The 14,407-nt window shown below is 70.7% G+C and carries 15 protein-coding genes; 12 read left to right on the plus strand and 3 right to left on the minus strand.

Features of this window, described 5'->3' with window-relative positions; translation table 11 throughout:
• From Asi03nite_RS35230 to Asi03nite_RS35240, 3 genes are all read left to right on the plus strand, one after another.
• Positions 1–2,161 (plus strand): ATP-binding protein (locus tag Asi03nite_RS35230; protein ID WP_203684853.1); only part of this gene is annotated, 2,161 nt, incomplete at its 5' end.
• 42 nt (positions 2,162–2,203) lie between these two features.
• Entirely contained in the window at positions 2,204–2,752 is a 549-nt protein-coding gene (locus Asi03nite_RS35235; RefSeq protein ID WP_203684854.1) for a response regulator, read from the plus strand.
• 112 nt (positions 2,753–2,864) lie between these two features.
• A complete protein-coding gene (locus Asi03nite_RS35240; protein WP_203684855.1) occupies positions 2,865–3,368 on the plus strand; it encodes a GNAT family N-acetyltransferase in 504 nt (167 codons plus the stop codon).
• Here the strand turns inward: Asi03nite_RS35240 and Asi03nite_RS35245 are convergent.
• Positions 3,342–3,668 (minus strand): STAS domain-containing protein, encoded by a 327-nt coding sequence (locus Asi03nite_RS35245; RefSeq protein WP_203684856.1) that lies wholly within the window; start codon positions 3,666–3,668, stop codon positions 3,342–3,344. The two genes, Asi03nite_RS35240 and Asi03nite_RS35245, sit on opposite strands and share 27 nt — an antisense overlap.
• A gap of 125 nt (positions 3,669–3,793) precedes the next feature.
• Between Asi03nite_RS35245 and hemL the strand changes: the two genes are divergently transcribed.
• From hemL to ccsB, 6 genes are read left to right on the plus strand one after another with little or no spacing between them, the layout of a single operon-like run.
• Positions 3,794–5,137, plus strand: coding sequence for a glutamate-1-semialdehyde 2,1-aminomutase (gene hemL, locus Asi03nite_RS35250; protein WP_203684857.1), 1,344 nt, complete (start codon positions 3,794–3,796; stop codon positions 5,135–5,137).
• Positions 5,138–5,142: 5 nt separating this feature from the next.
• Positions 5,143–5,790, plus strand: coding sequence for a histidine phosphatase family protein (locus tag Asi03nite_RS35255; protein WP_373872215.1), 648 nt, complete (start codon positions 5,143–5,145; stop codon positions 5,788–5,790).
• A 1-nt stretch (position 5,791) separates the two neighbouring features.
• Positions 5,792–6,349 carry a TlpA family protein disulfide reductase gene (locus Asi03nite_RS35260; protein WP_203684859.1) on the plus strand — a complete coding sequence of 186 codons (558 nt, stop codon included), beginning with the start codon at positions 5,792–5,794 and terminating at the stop codon, positions 6,347–6,349.
• Positions 6,349–7,167: a cytochrome c biogenesis CcdA family protein gene (locus tag Asi03nite_RS35265; RefSeq protein ID WP_203684860.1), complete on the plus strand. Its 819-nt coding sequence runs from the start codon at positions 6,349–6,351 to the stop codon at positions 7,165–7,167. Before Asi03nite_RS35260 ends, Asi03nite_RS35265 begins: the two co-directional genes overlap by 1 nt.
• Entirely contained in the window at positions 7,164–8,789 is a 1,626-nt protein-coding gene (gene resB, locus Asi03nite_RS35270; RefSeq protein WP_203684861.1) for a cytochrome c biogenesis protein ResB, read from the plus strand. Before Asi03nite_RS35265 ends, resB begins: the two co-directional genes overlap by 4 nt.
• Positions 8,789–9,772 (plus strand): c-type cytochrome biogenesis protein CcsB, encoded by a 984-nt coding sequence (gene ccsB / locus Asi03nite_RS35275; RefSeq protein WP_203684862.1) that lies wholly within the window; start codon positions 8,789–8,791, stop codon positions 9,770–9,772. The genes resB and ccsB overlap by 1 nt, the downstream gene beginning before the upstream one ends.
• 264 nt (positions 9,773–10,036) lie before the next feature.
• Here ccsB and Asi03nite_RS35280 read toward each other — a convergent pair whose 3' ends face one another.
• Entirely contained in the window at positions 10,037–10,900 is an 864-nt protein-coding gene (locus Asi03nite_RS35280; protein WP_239103157.1) for a hypothetical protein, read from the minus strand.
• 79 nt (positions 10,901–10,979) lie between these two features.
• Here Asi03nite_RS35280 and Asi03nite_RS35285 point away from each other — a divergent pair, with 79 nt between their 5' ends.
• The 3 genes from Asi03nite_RS35285 to Asi03nite_RS35295 all read left to right on the plus strand — a co-directional run bounded on the left by Asi03nite_RS35285 (position 10,980) and on the right by Asi03nite_RS35295 (position 14,074).
• Entirely contained in the window at positions 10,980–12,440 is a 1,461-nt protein-coding gene (locus tag Asi03nite_RS35285) for a menaquinone biosynthesis decarboxylase (protein ID WP_203684863.1), read from the plus strand.
• Positions 12,437–13,327, plus strand: coding sequence for a menaquinone biosynthesis prenyltransferase MqnP (gene mqnP / locus Asi03nite_RS35290; protein WP_373872214.1), 891 nt, complete (start codon positions 12,437–12,439; stop codon positions 13,325–13,327). The genes Asi03nite_RS35285 and mqnP overlap by 4 nt, the downstream gene beginning before the upstream one ends.
• A gap of 126 nt (positions 13,328–13,453) precedes the next feature.
• Positions 13,454–14,074: a UbiX family flavin prenyltransferase gene (locus Asi03nite_RS35295; protein ID WP_203684864.1), complete on the plus strand. Its 621-nt coding sequence runs from the start codon at positions 13,454–13,456 to the stop codon at positions 14,072–14,074.
• 8 nt (positions 14,075–14,082) lie between these two features.
• Here the strand turns inward: Asi03nite_RS35295 and Asi03nite_RS35300 are convergent, their stop codons facing one another.
• Positions 14,083–14,358, minus strand: a complete 276-nt coding sequence (locus Asi03nite_RS35300; RefSeq protein WP_203684865.1) for a BldC family transcriptional regulator — start codon at positions 14,356–14,358, stop codon at positions 14,083–14,085.
• Between the last annotated feature and the right edge of the window lie 49 nt (positions 14,359–14,407).

Below are 14,407 nucleotides of genomic sequence, written 5' to 3' on the forward strand. Positions count from 1 at the left end.
CCAGCTCGCCTCCACGCTGACCATCCAGCTGCGCGCCATCGCCGAGGTGTCCACCGCCGTGACCCGCGGCGACCTCACGCAGAGCGTCGCGGTCGAGGCACAGGGCGAGGTCGCCGAGCTGAAGGACAACATCAACCAGATGATCGTGACGCTCCGCGACACCACCAAGACGAACGCGGAGCAGGGCTGGCTCGACTCGAACCTGGCCCGCATCGGTGGCCTGCTGCAGGGCCAGCGGGACGTCGGCGAGGTCTGCCGCATGATCATGACCGAGGTGACGCCGCTGGTGGACGCGCAGCTCGGCGCGTTCTTCCTGGTCGACAACGAGGAGGCGGTGACCCGGCTGCGGCTGGCAGCGGCGTACGGCTACGTCGCCCGCGACCACGAGGTGACCTTCGGGCCGGGCGAGGGCCTGGTCGGCCAGGCCGCGGTGTCGCGCCGCACGATCCGGGTCCGGGCCACCCACGACGGCATCCTGACCATGCGCTCCGGACTGCTCGCCACGCCGCCGAACGACCTGGTGGTGCTCCCGGTGCTGTTCGAGGGCGAGATGCTCGGCGTGATCGAGTTCGCGTCGGTGGCGGCGTTCTCCGGGCTGCATCTGACGTTCCTGGAGCGGCTGGTCGCGACGATCGGGGTGGCGCTCAACACGATCCAGGCGAACCGGCGTACCGAGGAGCTGCTGGCGCAGTCCCAGCGCCTGGCCCGGGAGATGCAGGACCAGTCGGCGGAGCTGCAGCGCACCAACGCCGAGCTGGAGGACAAGGCGAAGCTGCTGAGCGAGCAGAAGGCCAACATCGAGCTGAAGAACCGGGAGATCGAGCTGGCCCGGCTCGGCCTGGAGGAGAAGGCGCAGCAGCTGTCCCGCGCCAACACGTACAAGTCCGAGTTCCTCGCCAACATGAGCCACGAGCTGCGTACCCCGCTGAACTCGCTGCTGCTGCTGGCCCGGCTGCTGGCCGACAACACCGACCGGAACCTCACCGAGAAGCAGATCGAGTTCGCGCGGACCATCCACAGTGCCGGATCCGACCTGCTCTCGCTGATCGACGACATCCTGGACCTGTCGAAGATCGAGGCCGGGCGGATGGACGTCGAGCCGGACGTGGTCGACTTCGACGGCATCCGCAGCTACGTCGAGCAGGCGTTCGCCCCGCAGGCCGAGGACAAGGGCCTGCGCTTCGAGGTGGAGCTGGCCCCCGGCCTGCCGGACTCGATCGTCACCGACCCGCAGCGGCTGCAGCAGATCCTGCGCAACCTGCTCTCCAACGCGGTGAAGTTCACCGACCACGGCTCGGTGACGCTGAGCATCTTCGCCGCCTCCCGGGACACCGACCTGGACGTGCCGTCGCTGGTCTCGTCGCGGCAGGTGGTCGCGTTCGCGGTGCGCGACACCGGCATCGGCATCTCGGACGAGAAGCTGGCGATCATCTTCGAGCCGTTCCAGCAGGCCGACGGCACCACCACCCGCAAGTACGGCGGCACCGGCCTGGGCCTGTCGATCAGCCGGGAGTTCGCCGCGCTGCTCGGCGGCACCATCGCGGTCCGCTCGGTGCCCGGGGAGGGCTCGACGTTCACGCTCTACATGCCGGAGGCGCTGACCCTGGACGCGATCCCGATCCCGGCCCTGCCACCGGCGACGGCCAAGGCGGTGTCGGTCCGTCCCGCGGCCTCGCTCGACATTCCGCTGATGGAGATGCCGCCGCTGGTCACGCCGCCGCGCCCGGAGGAGCCGGCGCCGCAGCACCCGGCCGGCCGGCAGCTGGACGGGGCCACGGTGCTGATCGTCGATGACGATGTGCGCAACGTGTTCGCCCTGACCAGCGCCCTGGAGATGCACGGGCTGCACGTCCTCTACTCGGACAACGGGGTGGACGGCGTACGCCTGCTGAACGAGCATCCGGAGGTGGACATCGTGCTGATGGACGCGATGATGCCGGACCAGGACGGCTACGAGACCACGCGGGGAATCCGGCGGAATCAACGCTTCCGTGACCTACCGGTAGTGTTCCTGACGGCGAAGGCGATGCCCGGTGATCGGGAGTCGGCTCTCGCCGCCGGTGCCAGCGACTACATCACCAAGCCGGTCGACCTGGACGAGTTGATCGAACTGATGGCGCGCTGGGTGAACGCGGAGACCACGGAACCGGAACGCGGCTGACTCCCAGGCGGCGCGCGTGAAGAAGGAACGAGGTGAGCACGCGTGGGTGAGCACGCCAAGGCGCTGCTGGTCGACGACCGGCGGGACAACCTCTTGGCCCTGGAGGCGATCCTGCAGGGCCTGCCGGTGACGCCGGTTGCCGTGGAGAGCGGTGAGGCGGCACTCAAGCAGCTGCTCACCGACGACTTCGCGGTGATCCTGCTGGACGCGCACATGCCCAACATGGACGGTTTCGAGACTGCCGGCCACATCAAGCGGCGGGAGCGGACCCGGCACGTGCCGATCCTGTTCCTCACCGCGGCGGACCGGGATGCCCAGCTCGCGCTCCGGGGTTACGCGGTCGGCGCGGTGGACTATCTGACCAAGCCGTTCGACCCGTGGGTGCTGCGCGCCAAGGTCTCCGTCTTCGTCGAGCTCTGGACGAAGAATCAGCAGCTCAAAGCGCAGGGCGAGGCGACCCGGGAGCGGGACGCGCAATGGCAGCGGCTGACCGGGACGGTCGACGAGGCGGCGCGGGTGCTGCGGGCCGGCGGCGAGGAGGCGGCGGCCGAGGCGCTGGCGCTGCTGGAGAAGGCCCGCTGGGGCTCCTAGATGTGACGCGCGTCGCCCAGACGGGCGCCGCCGAGCCGGCGCGGACGAGAGGTCGTCCACAGGCGACGCGACAGCTTCCCCGCCGCTCAGCCGGGTGTGACAGCATCGCCTGATGTCCGATCTGACAGTGCGGGAGATGACGGCCGACGAGTTCGGCGAGTGGCACGAGGGCGTCATCCGCGACTTCTCCGAGGCCCAGACCGCTGCCGGTTCCGGCACGCTGGAGGAAAACCTGCGGCGCACGCGGGAGAGTCAGGCGGCCTTGCTGCCGCGCGGCGCGCAGACCCCGGGCATGCTCTTCTTCAAGGGGGTGCGCGGTGACGGCGCCGTGGTCGGCTCGATGTGGATCGCCCTGGAGCACCCCCGGGGGTACCGGGGCTGCGCGTTCCTCTTCGAGATCGCGATCGACGAGCCGTTCCGCGGCGAGGGGTACGGCCGCGCGCTGCTCACCGCCGGCGAGAACGTGGTACGCGAGCACGGCCTGACCGCGTTGGATCTCAACGTCTTCGGCGACAACGCCCGCGCCATCGGGTTGTACGCCTCGGCCGGCTACCGCGTCGTCACCCAGCAGATGCGCAAGGACCTCGGCTCAGGAGGTGCTGATCATGAGCGCTGACCGCAGCCCGGTGATGTCGAGCACCCGCATCAGGAAATCGCCCACGTTCGCCAGCGCCAGCAGCGTCTGGTTGTGCTGCGCCTTGCGGCTGAGCACCACCAGCGTGCCCAGGCCCTGCGAGTCGCAGAAGGTGACCCCGGCCATGTCGAGAACGATGCGGCCGGGCGGCTCAGCGGCGAGGATGTCGTTGACGAGGGTGGACAGCTCGGTGACCGTGAGCACGTCGATCTCCCCGGCGAGCAGCATGGTGACCTCGTCGGGGGCGCGCTGAACCGTGATGGACAGCTCGGGTCGCTCCACGCCGGTCAGCCTATCCTCTTACTCGCGGATCGGCCCGCCGGGCGCGGGGCGGACCGGGCTGTTCCGGACATCATCGGGTGACGTGAACAACCCTCTCAACATCGGCGCTCGTGCCCGCTGACAGAATGGGAACCGCTGTGACCACGACATATCCCACCGCGGATCTTCCGTACCCGGAGGACGCCCCGGTCTCCCAGGCCCTGTTCGACCGCGCCAAGGCCATCGTTCCCGGCGGGGTCAATTCACCTGTGCGTGCGTTCCACGCGGTCGGCGGCACGCCCCGATTCATGACCCGGGGCAGCGGCCCGTGGCTGACCGACGCCGACGGCCGGCGCTATGTCGACCTGGTCTGCTCCTGGGGCCCGCTGATCCACGGCCACGCGCACCCGGAGATCGTCGCCGCGGTGCAGGCCGCGGCGGCGCTCGGCACCAGCTTCGGCACGCCCACCGCGGGCGAGGTCGACCTGGCCGAGGAGATCGTCCGGCGCACCCCGGTCGACGAGGTCCGGCTGGTCAACTCCGGCACCGAGGCGACCATGACGGCGATCCGGCTGGCCCGTGGCCACACCGGCCGGTCGAAGGTGGTGAAGTTCGCCGGCTGCTACCACGGCCACGTGGACGCGTTGCTCGCCGCGGCCGGCTCCGGCGTGGCGACGCTCGGCCTGCCCGACTCGCCGGGCGTCACCGGCGCGGCCGCGTCCGAGACCATCGTCCTGCCGTACAACGACGCCGGCGCGGTGGCCGAGGCCTTCGCGCGCGACGGCGGCGAGATCGCGGCGATCATCACCGAGGCCGCCCCGGGCAACATGGGAGTGGTCGCCCCACGGGACGGCTTCAACCAGAAGCTGGCCGAGATCGCCCACGCGAACGGCGCCCTGCTGATCGTGGACGAGGTGATGACCGGCTTCCGGATCTCCGCCGGTGGCTGGGCCGGACTGCACCCGGTCGACGCCGACCTGTTCACCTTCGGCAAGGTGATGGGCGGCGGGCTGCCCGCGGCGGCGTTCGGCGGGCGCCGGGAGATCATGTCCCGGCTCGCCCCGGCCGGCCCGGTCTACCAGGCCGGCACGCTCTCCGGGAACCCGCTGGCCTGTGCGGCCGGCCTGGCCTCGCTGCGGCTCGCGGACGCCGGCGTCTACCGGCGCCTGGACGAGCTGGCCGGCACGATCGGCTCGCTGGCCACGGCCGCGCTGACCGCCGCCGGTGTGCCGCACCGGGTGTCGTACGCGGGAAACATGTTCTCGATCTTTTTCACCGAGCGTGAGGTCGTCGACTACGACGCGGCGAAGACGCAGGACACCGCGGCGTTCAAGGCGTTCTTCCACACCATGCTGGCGCGCGGGGTCTACCTGCCGCCGAGCGCGTTCGAGTCGTGGTTCGTGTCCACCGCGATCGACGACGTCGCCCTGGAACAGATCGCCGCGGCGTTGCCACACGCGGCCCGGGCCGCGGCAGGGAGTCAGGCGTGACCGAGTTGACCAGGACGACAGTGCATGTCCTCCGGCACGGCGAGGTGTACAACCCAGCCAAGATCCTTTATGGCCGGTTGCCCGACTTCCACCTCTCCGAGCTGGGTCACCAGATGGCCAAGGCGGCCGCCCAGGCGCTGTCCGGCCGGGACGTGACGCACGTGGTGGCCAGCCCGCTGGAGCGCGCGCAGGAGACGGCCGCGCCGATCTCCGCCGAGTTCGAGCTGGAGACGGCCACCGACGTGCGGCTGATCGAGAGCGCGAACTACTTCGAGGGCAAGCGGGTCTCGGTCGGCGACGGCGCGTTCGGCAACCCCCGGCACTGGTGGGTGCTGCGCGACCCGATCACCCCGTCCTGGGGCGAGGCGTACCTGGTGATCGCCCAGCGGATGTTCGAGGCGCTGCAGGCGGCCCGGGTCGCGGCCGAGGGTCACGAGGCGGTCTGCGTCTCGCACCAGCTGCCGATCTGGACCCTGCGGCGGTACGTCGAGGGCAAGCGCCTGTGGCACGATCCGCGCAAGCGGCAGTGCGGCCTGGCCAGCCTGACCTCGTTCCGCTTCGAGGGTTCCAAGGTGGTCGGCATCGACTACAGCGAGCCGGCCGCGCACCTGGTCGCGCTCTCCGCCACCGCCAAGACCGCCAAGGGAGCCTGACGTGCGCCGTCTCCTCGCCGCCACCGTCGCCGCCACCGTCATCGCCGGCGTCCTGGCCGGCTGCGGCGGCGGGGAGAACTGGGCGAAGAACTGTGCCACCACCAACGGCGTGGTGGAGTGCGACGTGGCGGACCGGCCACAGGTCGGCGATGTCACCGGCGAGCTGCTCGACGGCGGGACGTACGACGTGGCGAACGACCGCGGCAAGGTGGTCGTGGTCAACTTCTGGGGCTCCTGGTGCGCCCCGTGCCGCGCCGAGGCCCCCGACCTGGAGAAGACCTACCAGGCCACCAAGGCGAAGAACGTGACGTTCCTGGGGATCAACTCGCGTGACGACAAGGACTCGGCGAAGGCGTTCGAGCGCGGCCGGGTCACCTACCCGAGCATCTACGACTTCGACGGGGACGTCGCGCTGAAGTTCGACGTGACGCAGACGACCACTCCGGCGACCTTGATCCTGGACCGCCAGGGCCGGATCGCGGTCGCGCTGCGGCGCTCGACCACCACTGGTGAGCTCCAGCCCCTCGTGGAACGGGTGGCGGCGGAGGCGAACGGCTGATGGGCACGGCTTTCGAGAACGCGGCGAACAGCGGCCCGCTGGCGCTGGCCATCGGTGCGGCCACGATCGCGGGCCTGGTCAGCATCCTCTCGCCGTGCGTGCTGCCGCTGGTCCCCGGCTACCTCTCGTACGTGACCGGGCTGGCCGGCGCCGACCTGGAGGCCGCGATCGGCACCACCCGCCCGGCTCCGGCTGACGGCGGCGGGGTCGCGATCGCCACCCGCAGCCGGACGGTCGCCCTGAAGAGCCGCGTGCTGGCCGGCAGCCTGCTCTTCGTGCTCGGCTTCTCGGTGGTCTTCACGCTGCTCATCACGCTGGTGTCGAACGTGGCGTTCACCTTGGTCGCCAATCGGGAGACGCTGAACCTGATCCTCGGCGTGCTGATCATCATCCTCGGCCTGGCCTATCTCGGCTGGATCCCGGGCCTGCAGCGGGAGGCCCGGATCAGCAAGCTGCCGGCGGCCGGGCTGCTCGGCGCCCCGGTGTTCGGCGCGATCTTCGCCTTCTCCTGGGTGCCGTGCGTCGGCCCGACGCTCGGCGCGGTGATCGGCATGGCCACCACGACCGGACAGACCGATCGGGCGGTTATCCTCGCGCTGGCCTTCAGTCTGGGCTTGGGTGTGCCGTTCATCCTGTTCGGGCTCTTTTTCCGCAAGCTCATCGGGGTCTTCACGGCGATCCGCCGGAACAGCCGCTGGGTCACCCGGACCGGCGGCGCGCTGCTGATCATCGTCGGGTTGACCCTGGTCACGGGCCAGTGGAACTACTTCCTGGCCTGGCTGCAGACCACCTTCGACTTCGGGGGGACGCTGCTGTGACCATCGTCGAGGACCGGCCGGAGACCGCCGAGGCGCCGCCGCCGCGCCGCGCCAATCCGGTCTGGGGGCTGCTGCGCAATTCGTGGCGGCAGCTGACCAGCATGCGTACCGCGCTGATCCTGCTCTTCCTGCTCGCCGTCGCGGCGATCCCGGGCTCGATCTTCCCGCAGACCGCTGTCAACCGGGAGCGGGTCTCGCAGTACTACACAGCGCACCCGCAGCTGGCGCCCTGGGTCGACCGGTTCGGCGGCTTCGAGGTGTACGCGTCGCCCTGGTTCGCGGCGATCTACCTGCTGCTGTTCACGTCGCTGGTCGGCTGCGTGCTGCCCCGGCTGCGCGACCACCTCCGCGCGCTGCGCACCGTGCCGCCGGACGCGCCCAAGCGGCTGGACCGCCTGCCGCAGCACGCCCCGGCCCGGACCCGGCCGGAGACGCCGGCCGCCGCCGCGGAGAGCCTGGCCCGGCTGCTGCGCCGCAGGATGTTCCGCACCCGGGTGCGCGAGCTGCCGGACGGCGGGTTCTCGGTCGCGGCCGAGAAGGGCTACCTCAAGGAGACCGGCAACCTGCTCTTCCACTTCGCCATGCTGGCGGTGCTGGTCGGGGTCGGCTTCGGGCACTGGTACGGATGGCACGGCAACCGGATCCTGGTGGCCGGCGAGGACCAAGGCTTCTGCAACGCGATCACGCAGTACGACGACTCCGCGCTCGGCCCCTGGGTGACCGCCGCCGACCTGCCGAAGTTCTGCATACGGATGACCGACTTCCAGGCCAGCTACCAGAGCACCGGCCAACCCAGGTCCTACCTCGCCACGGTCCAGGTCAAGGAGGGCTCCGGGGCGTACCGAGGGTCGAGTTTCACCGTCAACGACCCGCTCCGGCTGCACCACGCCAACGTGCACCTGATCGGCCACGGCTACGCGCTGGAGCTGCGCTACACCGACCGCTACGGCGTCACGCAGAACAGGGTCGTCCCGTTCCTGCCCACCGACGGCATGCAGACCAGCGAGGGCGTCGCCCAGTTCCCGGACGTCAACATCGACCCGAAGACCAACCAGCGCGACGACTCGCTGCAGGTCGGCTTCGAGGGCGTGTACCTGCCGACCGGTGGCACCGACGGCAGCGCGGTCTCGCAGTTCCCCGCGGAGAACAACCCGGTGCTCTACCTCACCGCGTACCGCGGGAACCTGGGCCTGGACGTCGGCAAGGCCGCCTCGGTGTACGCGCTGAACCGCGGCCAGATCAACAACGGTGAGCTGAAGAAGATCAGCGGCGAGCGGCCGCAGCCGCTCAGGCCGGGCGGCACCTGGACCCTGGACGACGGCTCCAAGCTCGAGTTCGTCGGCACCCGGGAGTACGCGACGCTCGCCATCCGGTACGACCCCACGCAGGCGCTGATGCTGGTCGGCGCGGCGCTCGGGCTGGCCGGCCTGATGCTGTCGCTGTTCGGCCACCGGCGCCGGATCTGGTTCCGGGTGTCCCCGGCCAACGACCGGGAAGCCGGCGGTAGCGTGGTCGAAGCCGGTGGTCTGCCCCGCACCGACTATCCGGGGTTCGCGGCCGAGTTCGCCGCGCTGACCGGGCCCGCCACGGATGACGGGCACGCCGAGGAAGGAACGCCCTGATGGCGGAGTTGTCCAACCAGCTCATGGCGCTGACCGTGCTGGCCTACCTGGCCGCGATGGTCTGCTACGCGGGCGAGTACGCGTTCGGCAAGCGCAGCCGGATCGGGAAGGCCGCGGCCCGACCGGCCCGGCAGCTGGTCGGCGCCGGCGCGCCGGCGGACGCCGAGGTGCCCGACGACGTGCCGGTCCAGCCGGTGAGCCCGCCGAAGCCGGGCCGCGGCGAGTGGTCCGGACGGATCGCCGCCGTGCTCAACGTCCTCGCCCTGGTCCTGCACCTGGGCACCCTGGCCACCCGGGGCATCGCGGCCGACCGCATGCCCTGGGGCAACATGTACGAGTACATCCTCTCCGCCACCTTCGTCGGGTCGGCGGTCTGGGTGGGCGTGCTGCTGCGCCGCCCGGCCCTGCGCCATCTCGGCCTGTTCTCCTCGCTCGCCCTGGTGGTCCTGCTCGGCGCGGCAGCGCTGGTGGCCTACACGCCGGTCGGCCCGCTGGTGCCGGCTCTGCATTCGTACTGGTTCATCGTCCACGTCTCGACGGTGATCATCTCGTCCGGCATCTTCCTGATCGGCGCGGTGCCGGCGCTGATGTTCGTGATCAAGAACGGGTACGACGAGGGCCGGCGCAGCTTCCCGTACACGCTGGGCAAGCGGGTCCCGACGCCGGCCGCGGTGCTGGAGCGGCTGACGTTCCGCCTGCACGCGTTCGCGTTCCCGCTGTTCACCTTCGGCGCGCTGATCGCCGGGCCGTTGTGGGCCGAGGCGTCCTGGGGGCGGTACTGGGGCTGGGACCCGAAGGAGGTCTGGGCGTTCATCTCCTGGATCGTCTACGCGGCCTACCTGCACGCCCGGGCCACCCCGAGCGTCAAGCGGACGGTGGCGACGTGGATCGCGCTGTTCGGCTTCGTGACGATGCTGATGAACCTGTTCGGGGTCAACCTGTTCTTCGAGGGCCTGCACAGCTACGCCAACGCCGGCGACTGACGCGGCACGCCGCCGGCGCGGAGCCGGCTGGGAGCAGGTCACCGACCGCGCGGACGCCGGTCTCCGGGCGGTCCGCCGCGCCCACGCGGGCCGAGCACAGGCCCCGCGCCGGCCTCCCGGCCGTCCGCCGCGCCGGCCAACCGGCCGTCCGCCGCACCGGCGTTCGTCGGATGCCCGCGGGGTTCGTGGGTGGCGGAGATCAACCGCCGCGGCGCCGGTGACAAGGCGTTCCGCCCCGGGCGCGGCCGTTCCGCCCCGGCGCGGTCAGGCGTTGCAATCCCCGGCGCTCCAGGTGTCGTAGCGGGTGGTCCAGTCCAGGCAGAAGCCGCCGCTGCGCTGCTGAGCGCCGGGGGCGACACCGGTGAGCGTGCCGACGTCCTCGCGCCAGAAGCGGGCCGGGCCGCCGCCGGTCGGACGCAACTGCACGTTGTCCACCTTCACCGGGGGCACGCCGATCCGGCCCGGTTTGTCGGCGTCCACATGCACCTCGACGTACTGCTCGACGAAGGCGGTGCCGCCGATCGGCAGCTTCTGGGCGGTGAGCAGGTTCCACCGGTTGTTCCACCACAACCACGCCTGCCACACCCCGTCCGAGTCGGTGTGCAGGTCCACCCAGACCGTGTCACCCGCCTTCACCGGGTACTGGTCGTAGAACTGCCAGGCCTTGGTGTTGGTGTTGTACGTGTAAACGTGCGGCTGCCCCGGCGACCGCCAGCCCGTCTCCGCCCACCCCGCCTCCAGCCAGGCGATGTTCTCCTTGCCCAGGTCCCGCTTGACCATGAACCGGCCGGCCACGAAGTCCCGGGTGCCGGGCCGGAGCGAACCCTTGACCACGGAGAAGCGCCCGGAGACGCCACCCCACTCGGCGCTCGTGCCGGCGCCCAGGTGGTGATATCCACTCGGGGTGGGACCGGGCGGCTTCACCGTTCGTACCGACGACTCGGTGACCGCGACCCGGCAGGCGCCCGGCGCCGATGCGGAGGCCGGCACCGAAGGCGGCCGGCTGGACGCCGGACCGGCGGCCCCGCAGAGCGGCAGGCCCCGCGCGGACGCCGCCGGGCCGGCGACGGCCAAGGCGGCGAGCAGACCGGCCAGAGCACACCACCGCGCCGCCCTGTGCAGAGTCACGCCCCCTCAACGCGAATCACAGATCACGAGTGACGGCCCCGCCAGGCCGATGACCCGGCGCGGTGCCAAACTGGTGCGCATGGCGCCTCGTGGGTTTCCCTATGCCGATCTGCAGAGCTTCCTGGCCGCCCTGGAACAGGCGGGCGAGCTGCGTCGGGTGACGGTGCCGGCCGACCCGACCCTGGAGATCAGCGAGGTGGTGACCCGCACGGTCCGGGCCGGCGGGCCGGCGCTGCTCTTCGAGCGGCCGACGCGCGGCGAGATGCCGGTGGCGATCAACCTGTTCGGCACCGAGAAGCGGATGGCGATGGCCCTCGGCGTCGACTCGCTCGACGAGATCGGCGACCGGATCGGCGCCCTGGTCAAGCCGGAGTTGCCGGTCGGCTGGTCCGGGATCCGCGAGGGCATGGGCAAGGTGCTGCAGCTCAAGTCGCTGCCGCCGCGCAAGGTGCGGACCGCGCCCTGCCAGGAGGTCGTGCTCAAGGGCGATCAGGTCGACCTGAACAAGCTGCCCGGTCTGCAGGTCTGGCCCGGCGACGGTGGGATCTTCCACAACTTCGGGCTGACCCACACCAAGCACCCGGAGACCGGCAAGCGCAATCTCGGCCTCTACCGCCTCCAGCAGCACTCGAAGAACACGCTCGGCATGCACTGGCAGATCCACAAGGACTCGACCGCGCACCACGCGGTCGCCGAGCGGCTCGGGCAGCGCCTGCCGGTGGCCGTCGCGATCGGCGCCGACCCGGTGGTCTGCTACGCGGCGAGCGCGCCGCTGCCCGGCGACATCGACGAGTACCTGTTCGCCGGCTTCCTGCGCGGCGAGCGGGTGGAGATGGTCGACTGCGTCACCGTGCCGCTGCAGGTTCCGGCGAACGCGCAGGTGATCCTGGAGGGCTACCTGGAGCCGGGGGAGCGGTTGCCGGAGGGCCCGTTCGGCGACCACACCGGCTTCTACACCCCGGTCGAGCCGTTCCCGGTGCTGCACGTCGAGTGCATGACCATGCGGAAGAGCCCGGTCTACCACTCGATCGTCACGTCCAAGCCGCCGCAGGAGGACCACGGCCTGGGCAAGGCCACCGAGCGGATCTTCCTGCCGCTGGCCAAGCTGCTGATCCCGGACATCGTCGACTACGACATGCCGGCCGCCGGCGTCTTCCACAACTGCCTGATCGTGTCGATCCGCAAGCGCTACCCGAAGCACGCGCAGAAGGTGATGAACGCCGTCTGGGGCGCGCACCTGATGTCGCTGACCAAGCTGATCGTGGTGGTCGACGAGGACTGCGACGTGCACGACTACGCCGAGGTCGCGTTCCGCGCGTTCGGCAACGTCGACTACGCCCGGGACCTGCTGCTCACCGAGGGGCCGGTGGACCACCTGGACCACGCGTCCTACCAGCAGTTCTGGGGTGGCAAGGCCGGCGTCGACGCCACCCGTAAGCTGCCGGCCGAGGGCTACACCCGCGGCTGGCCGGAAGAGATGACCATGTCCCCCGAGGTGATCTCTCTGGTGGACAAGCGGTGGAAGGAATACGGCATATGACGGCGGTCGCCCCGGAGAAGCCCGGCAAGGTCAAGGCCTTCCTGCGGCTGGTGATGATCGAGCACTCGGTGTTCGCGCTGCCGTTCGCCTACCTGTCCGCGCTGGTCGCGATCGATCGGGACGGCAGCGGGCGGCACTGGGGTGACCTGGTGCTGATCACCATCGCGATGGTGTCCGGCCGGACGTTCGCGATGGCGGCCAACCGGATCCTGGACCGCAGGATCGACGCGCTGAACCCGCGGACGCGGAACCGGGAACTGGTCACCGGCGCGGTGAGCGTCCGGACGGCCTGGACCGGCGCGATCGTCTCGCTGGTCGTCCTGGTGGTCGCGGCCGCCCTGCTCAACCCGCTGTGCCTGGTGCTGTCCCCGCTCGCGGTGATCCCGCTGGTGATCTATCCGTACGCGAAGCGGTTCACCAACTTCCCGCACTACGTGCTGGCGCTGGCCCAGGCGGTCGCCCCGGTCGGCGCCTGGCTGGCGATCACCGGCACGTTCAGCGGCTCCGGGCCGGCCTGGGTGCTCGGCGTCGCGGTCGGCCTCTGGATCGGCGGCTTCGACATCATCTACGCCTGCCAGGACGTCGAGGTGGACCGCCGGATCGGGGTGCACTCCACGCCGGCCCGGTTCGGGGTGCGGACGGCTCTGCACATCTCGACGGTCACGCATCTGGTGACGTTCGCGCTGTTCATCACGTTCGGGCAGTTGGCGGGCCTGAGCTGGCTGTGGTGGGCCGGCCTGGCGGTGACCGCGGCGGGCCTGATCTATCAGCACGTGGTGGTGACCGCTGATGATCTCTCCAAGGTCAACCGCGCGTTCTTCACCGCGAACGGGTTCATCGCCATCGCGCTGTTCGCCTTCGCCCTGCTCGACCTGATCCTGCTGTGACCGGATCGCGGGCCGCCGCCCGGCCGCGTCGACGATCAGGGACCGGACTCCGGCGCCCTGGCTGTGACGGGTGAGGCGTTCCCCACCTCGGCCCTGCTCATCCGGAACAGGTAGCACACTGGAGAGATGCGGCAACCCTGGATCATCGGCGTCTCCGGCGCCTCCGGCACCCCCTACGCCCGCGCGGTGATCACCGCCCTGCTGGACGCCGGTGAGTCCGTCGACCTGGTGGTCTCCCGGGCGGCGCGGCTGACGCTGCTGGACGAGACCGGGGCGACGATCCGGGACGCGCACTGGAAGGACGACGTCTCGGCCTGGCTGGGCCGCGATCTCGGCGATCTGGTCTATTGGCCGGCCGGTGACCTGGCCGCCGGGCCGAGCAGCGGCTCCTATCCGGCGCGCGGCATGGCGGTGGTGCCGGCGAGCACGGCGGCCTGCGCCGGGATCGCCATCGGTCTCTCCAAGGATCTGCTGCAGCGGGCCGCCGAGGTCAATCTGAAGGAGCGCCGGCGGACCGTGGTGGTGCCGCGGGAGACCCCGGTGACGCGGAGTCATCTGGAGCATCTGATCGCCCTCGTCGATGCCGGTGCGGTGGTGCTGCCGGCCAGTCCCGGTTTCTACGGTTCCGGTGCAGACGCCACCGCAGGGCAACTCGTCGACTTCATTGCGGGCAAGGTGCTGGACTCACTTGGTGTGGACCACAATCTGATGCGGCGGTGGAGCGGACGACTCGGTGAGCGCCGGTGACGTGTGCGCTAGCGCAGACCGTTCGGCGGGCCGTAACCCGCGCCCGGGTTGGTCGGGCCGCTGTTCCGCGGCTTGTTCGCCGCGTCGTCCTCGCGCATCTCGTCGATCACGCCGTCGCCCTCAAGCAGGGCTTTGACTTCGGATTCGCGGAATCGGCGGTGTCCACCCGGAGTACGGATGCTGCCGATACGCCCGGCTGCCGCCCAGCGCGTGACCGTTTTCGGATCGACGCGAAATAATGCGGCCACCTCACCGGGTGTGAGCAGACGGTCTCCAGTGTCCACAACCCCCTCCTCGGTTCTGTTTTCTGGAGCGGCCGGTGGTCACGGTGAG

Source organism: Actinoplanes siamensis, assembly GCF_016862395.1.
In the GTDB taxonomy this organism is placed as follows: domain Bacteria; phylum Actinomycetota; class Actinomycetes; order Mycobacteriales; family Micromonosporaceae; genus Actinoplanes; species Actinoplanes siamensis.

What these genes read in the sequence shown, in the direction of transcription:
- Asi03nite_RS35265 (WP_203684860.1), top strand. Translation starts at nt 6,349, where the DNA reads ATGGGCACGGCTTTCGAGAACGCGGCGAACAGCGGCCCGCTGGCGCTG.
- ccsB (WP_203684862.1), top strand. Translation starts at nt 8,789, where the DNA reads ATGGCGGAGTTGTCCAACCAGCTCATGGCGCTGACCGTGCTGGCCTAC.
- hemL (WP_203684857.1), top strand. Translation starts at nt 3,794, where the DNA reads ATGGGAACCGCTGTGACCACGACATATCCCACCGCGGATCTTCCGTAC.
- Asi03nite_RS35240 (WP_203684855.1), top strand. Translation starts at nt 2,865, where the DNA reads ATGTCCGATCTGACAGTGCGGGAGATGACGGCCGACGAGTTCGGCGAG.
- Asi03nite_RS35285 (WP_203684863.1), top strand. Translation starts at nt 10,980, where the DNA reads ATGGCGCCTCGTGGGTTTCCCTATGCCGATCTGCAGAGCTTCCTGGCC.
- mqnP (WP_373872214.1), top strand. Translation starts at nt 12,437, where the DNA reads ATGACGGCGGTCGCCCCGGAGAAGCCCGGCAAGGTCAAGGCCTTCCTG.
- Asi03nite_RS35295 (WP_203684864.1), top strand. Translation starts at nt 13,454, where the DNA reads ATGCGGCAACCCTGGATCATCGGCGTCTCCGGCGCCTCCGGCACCCCC.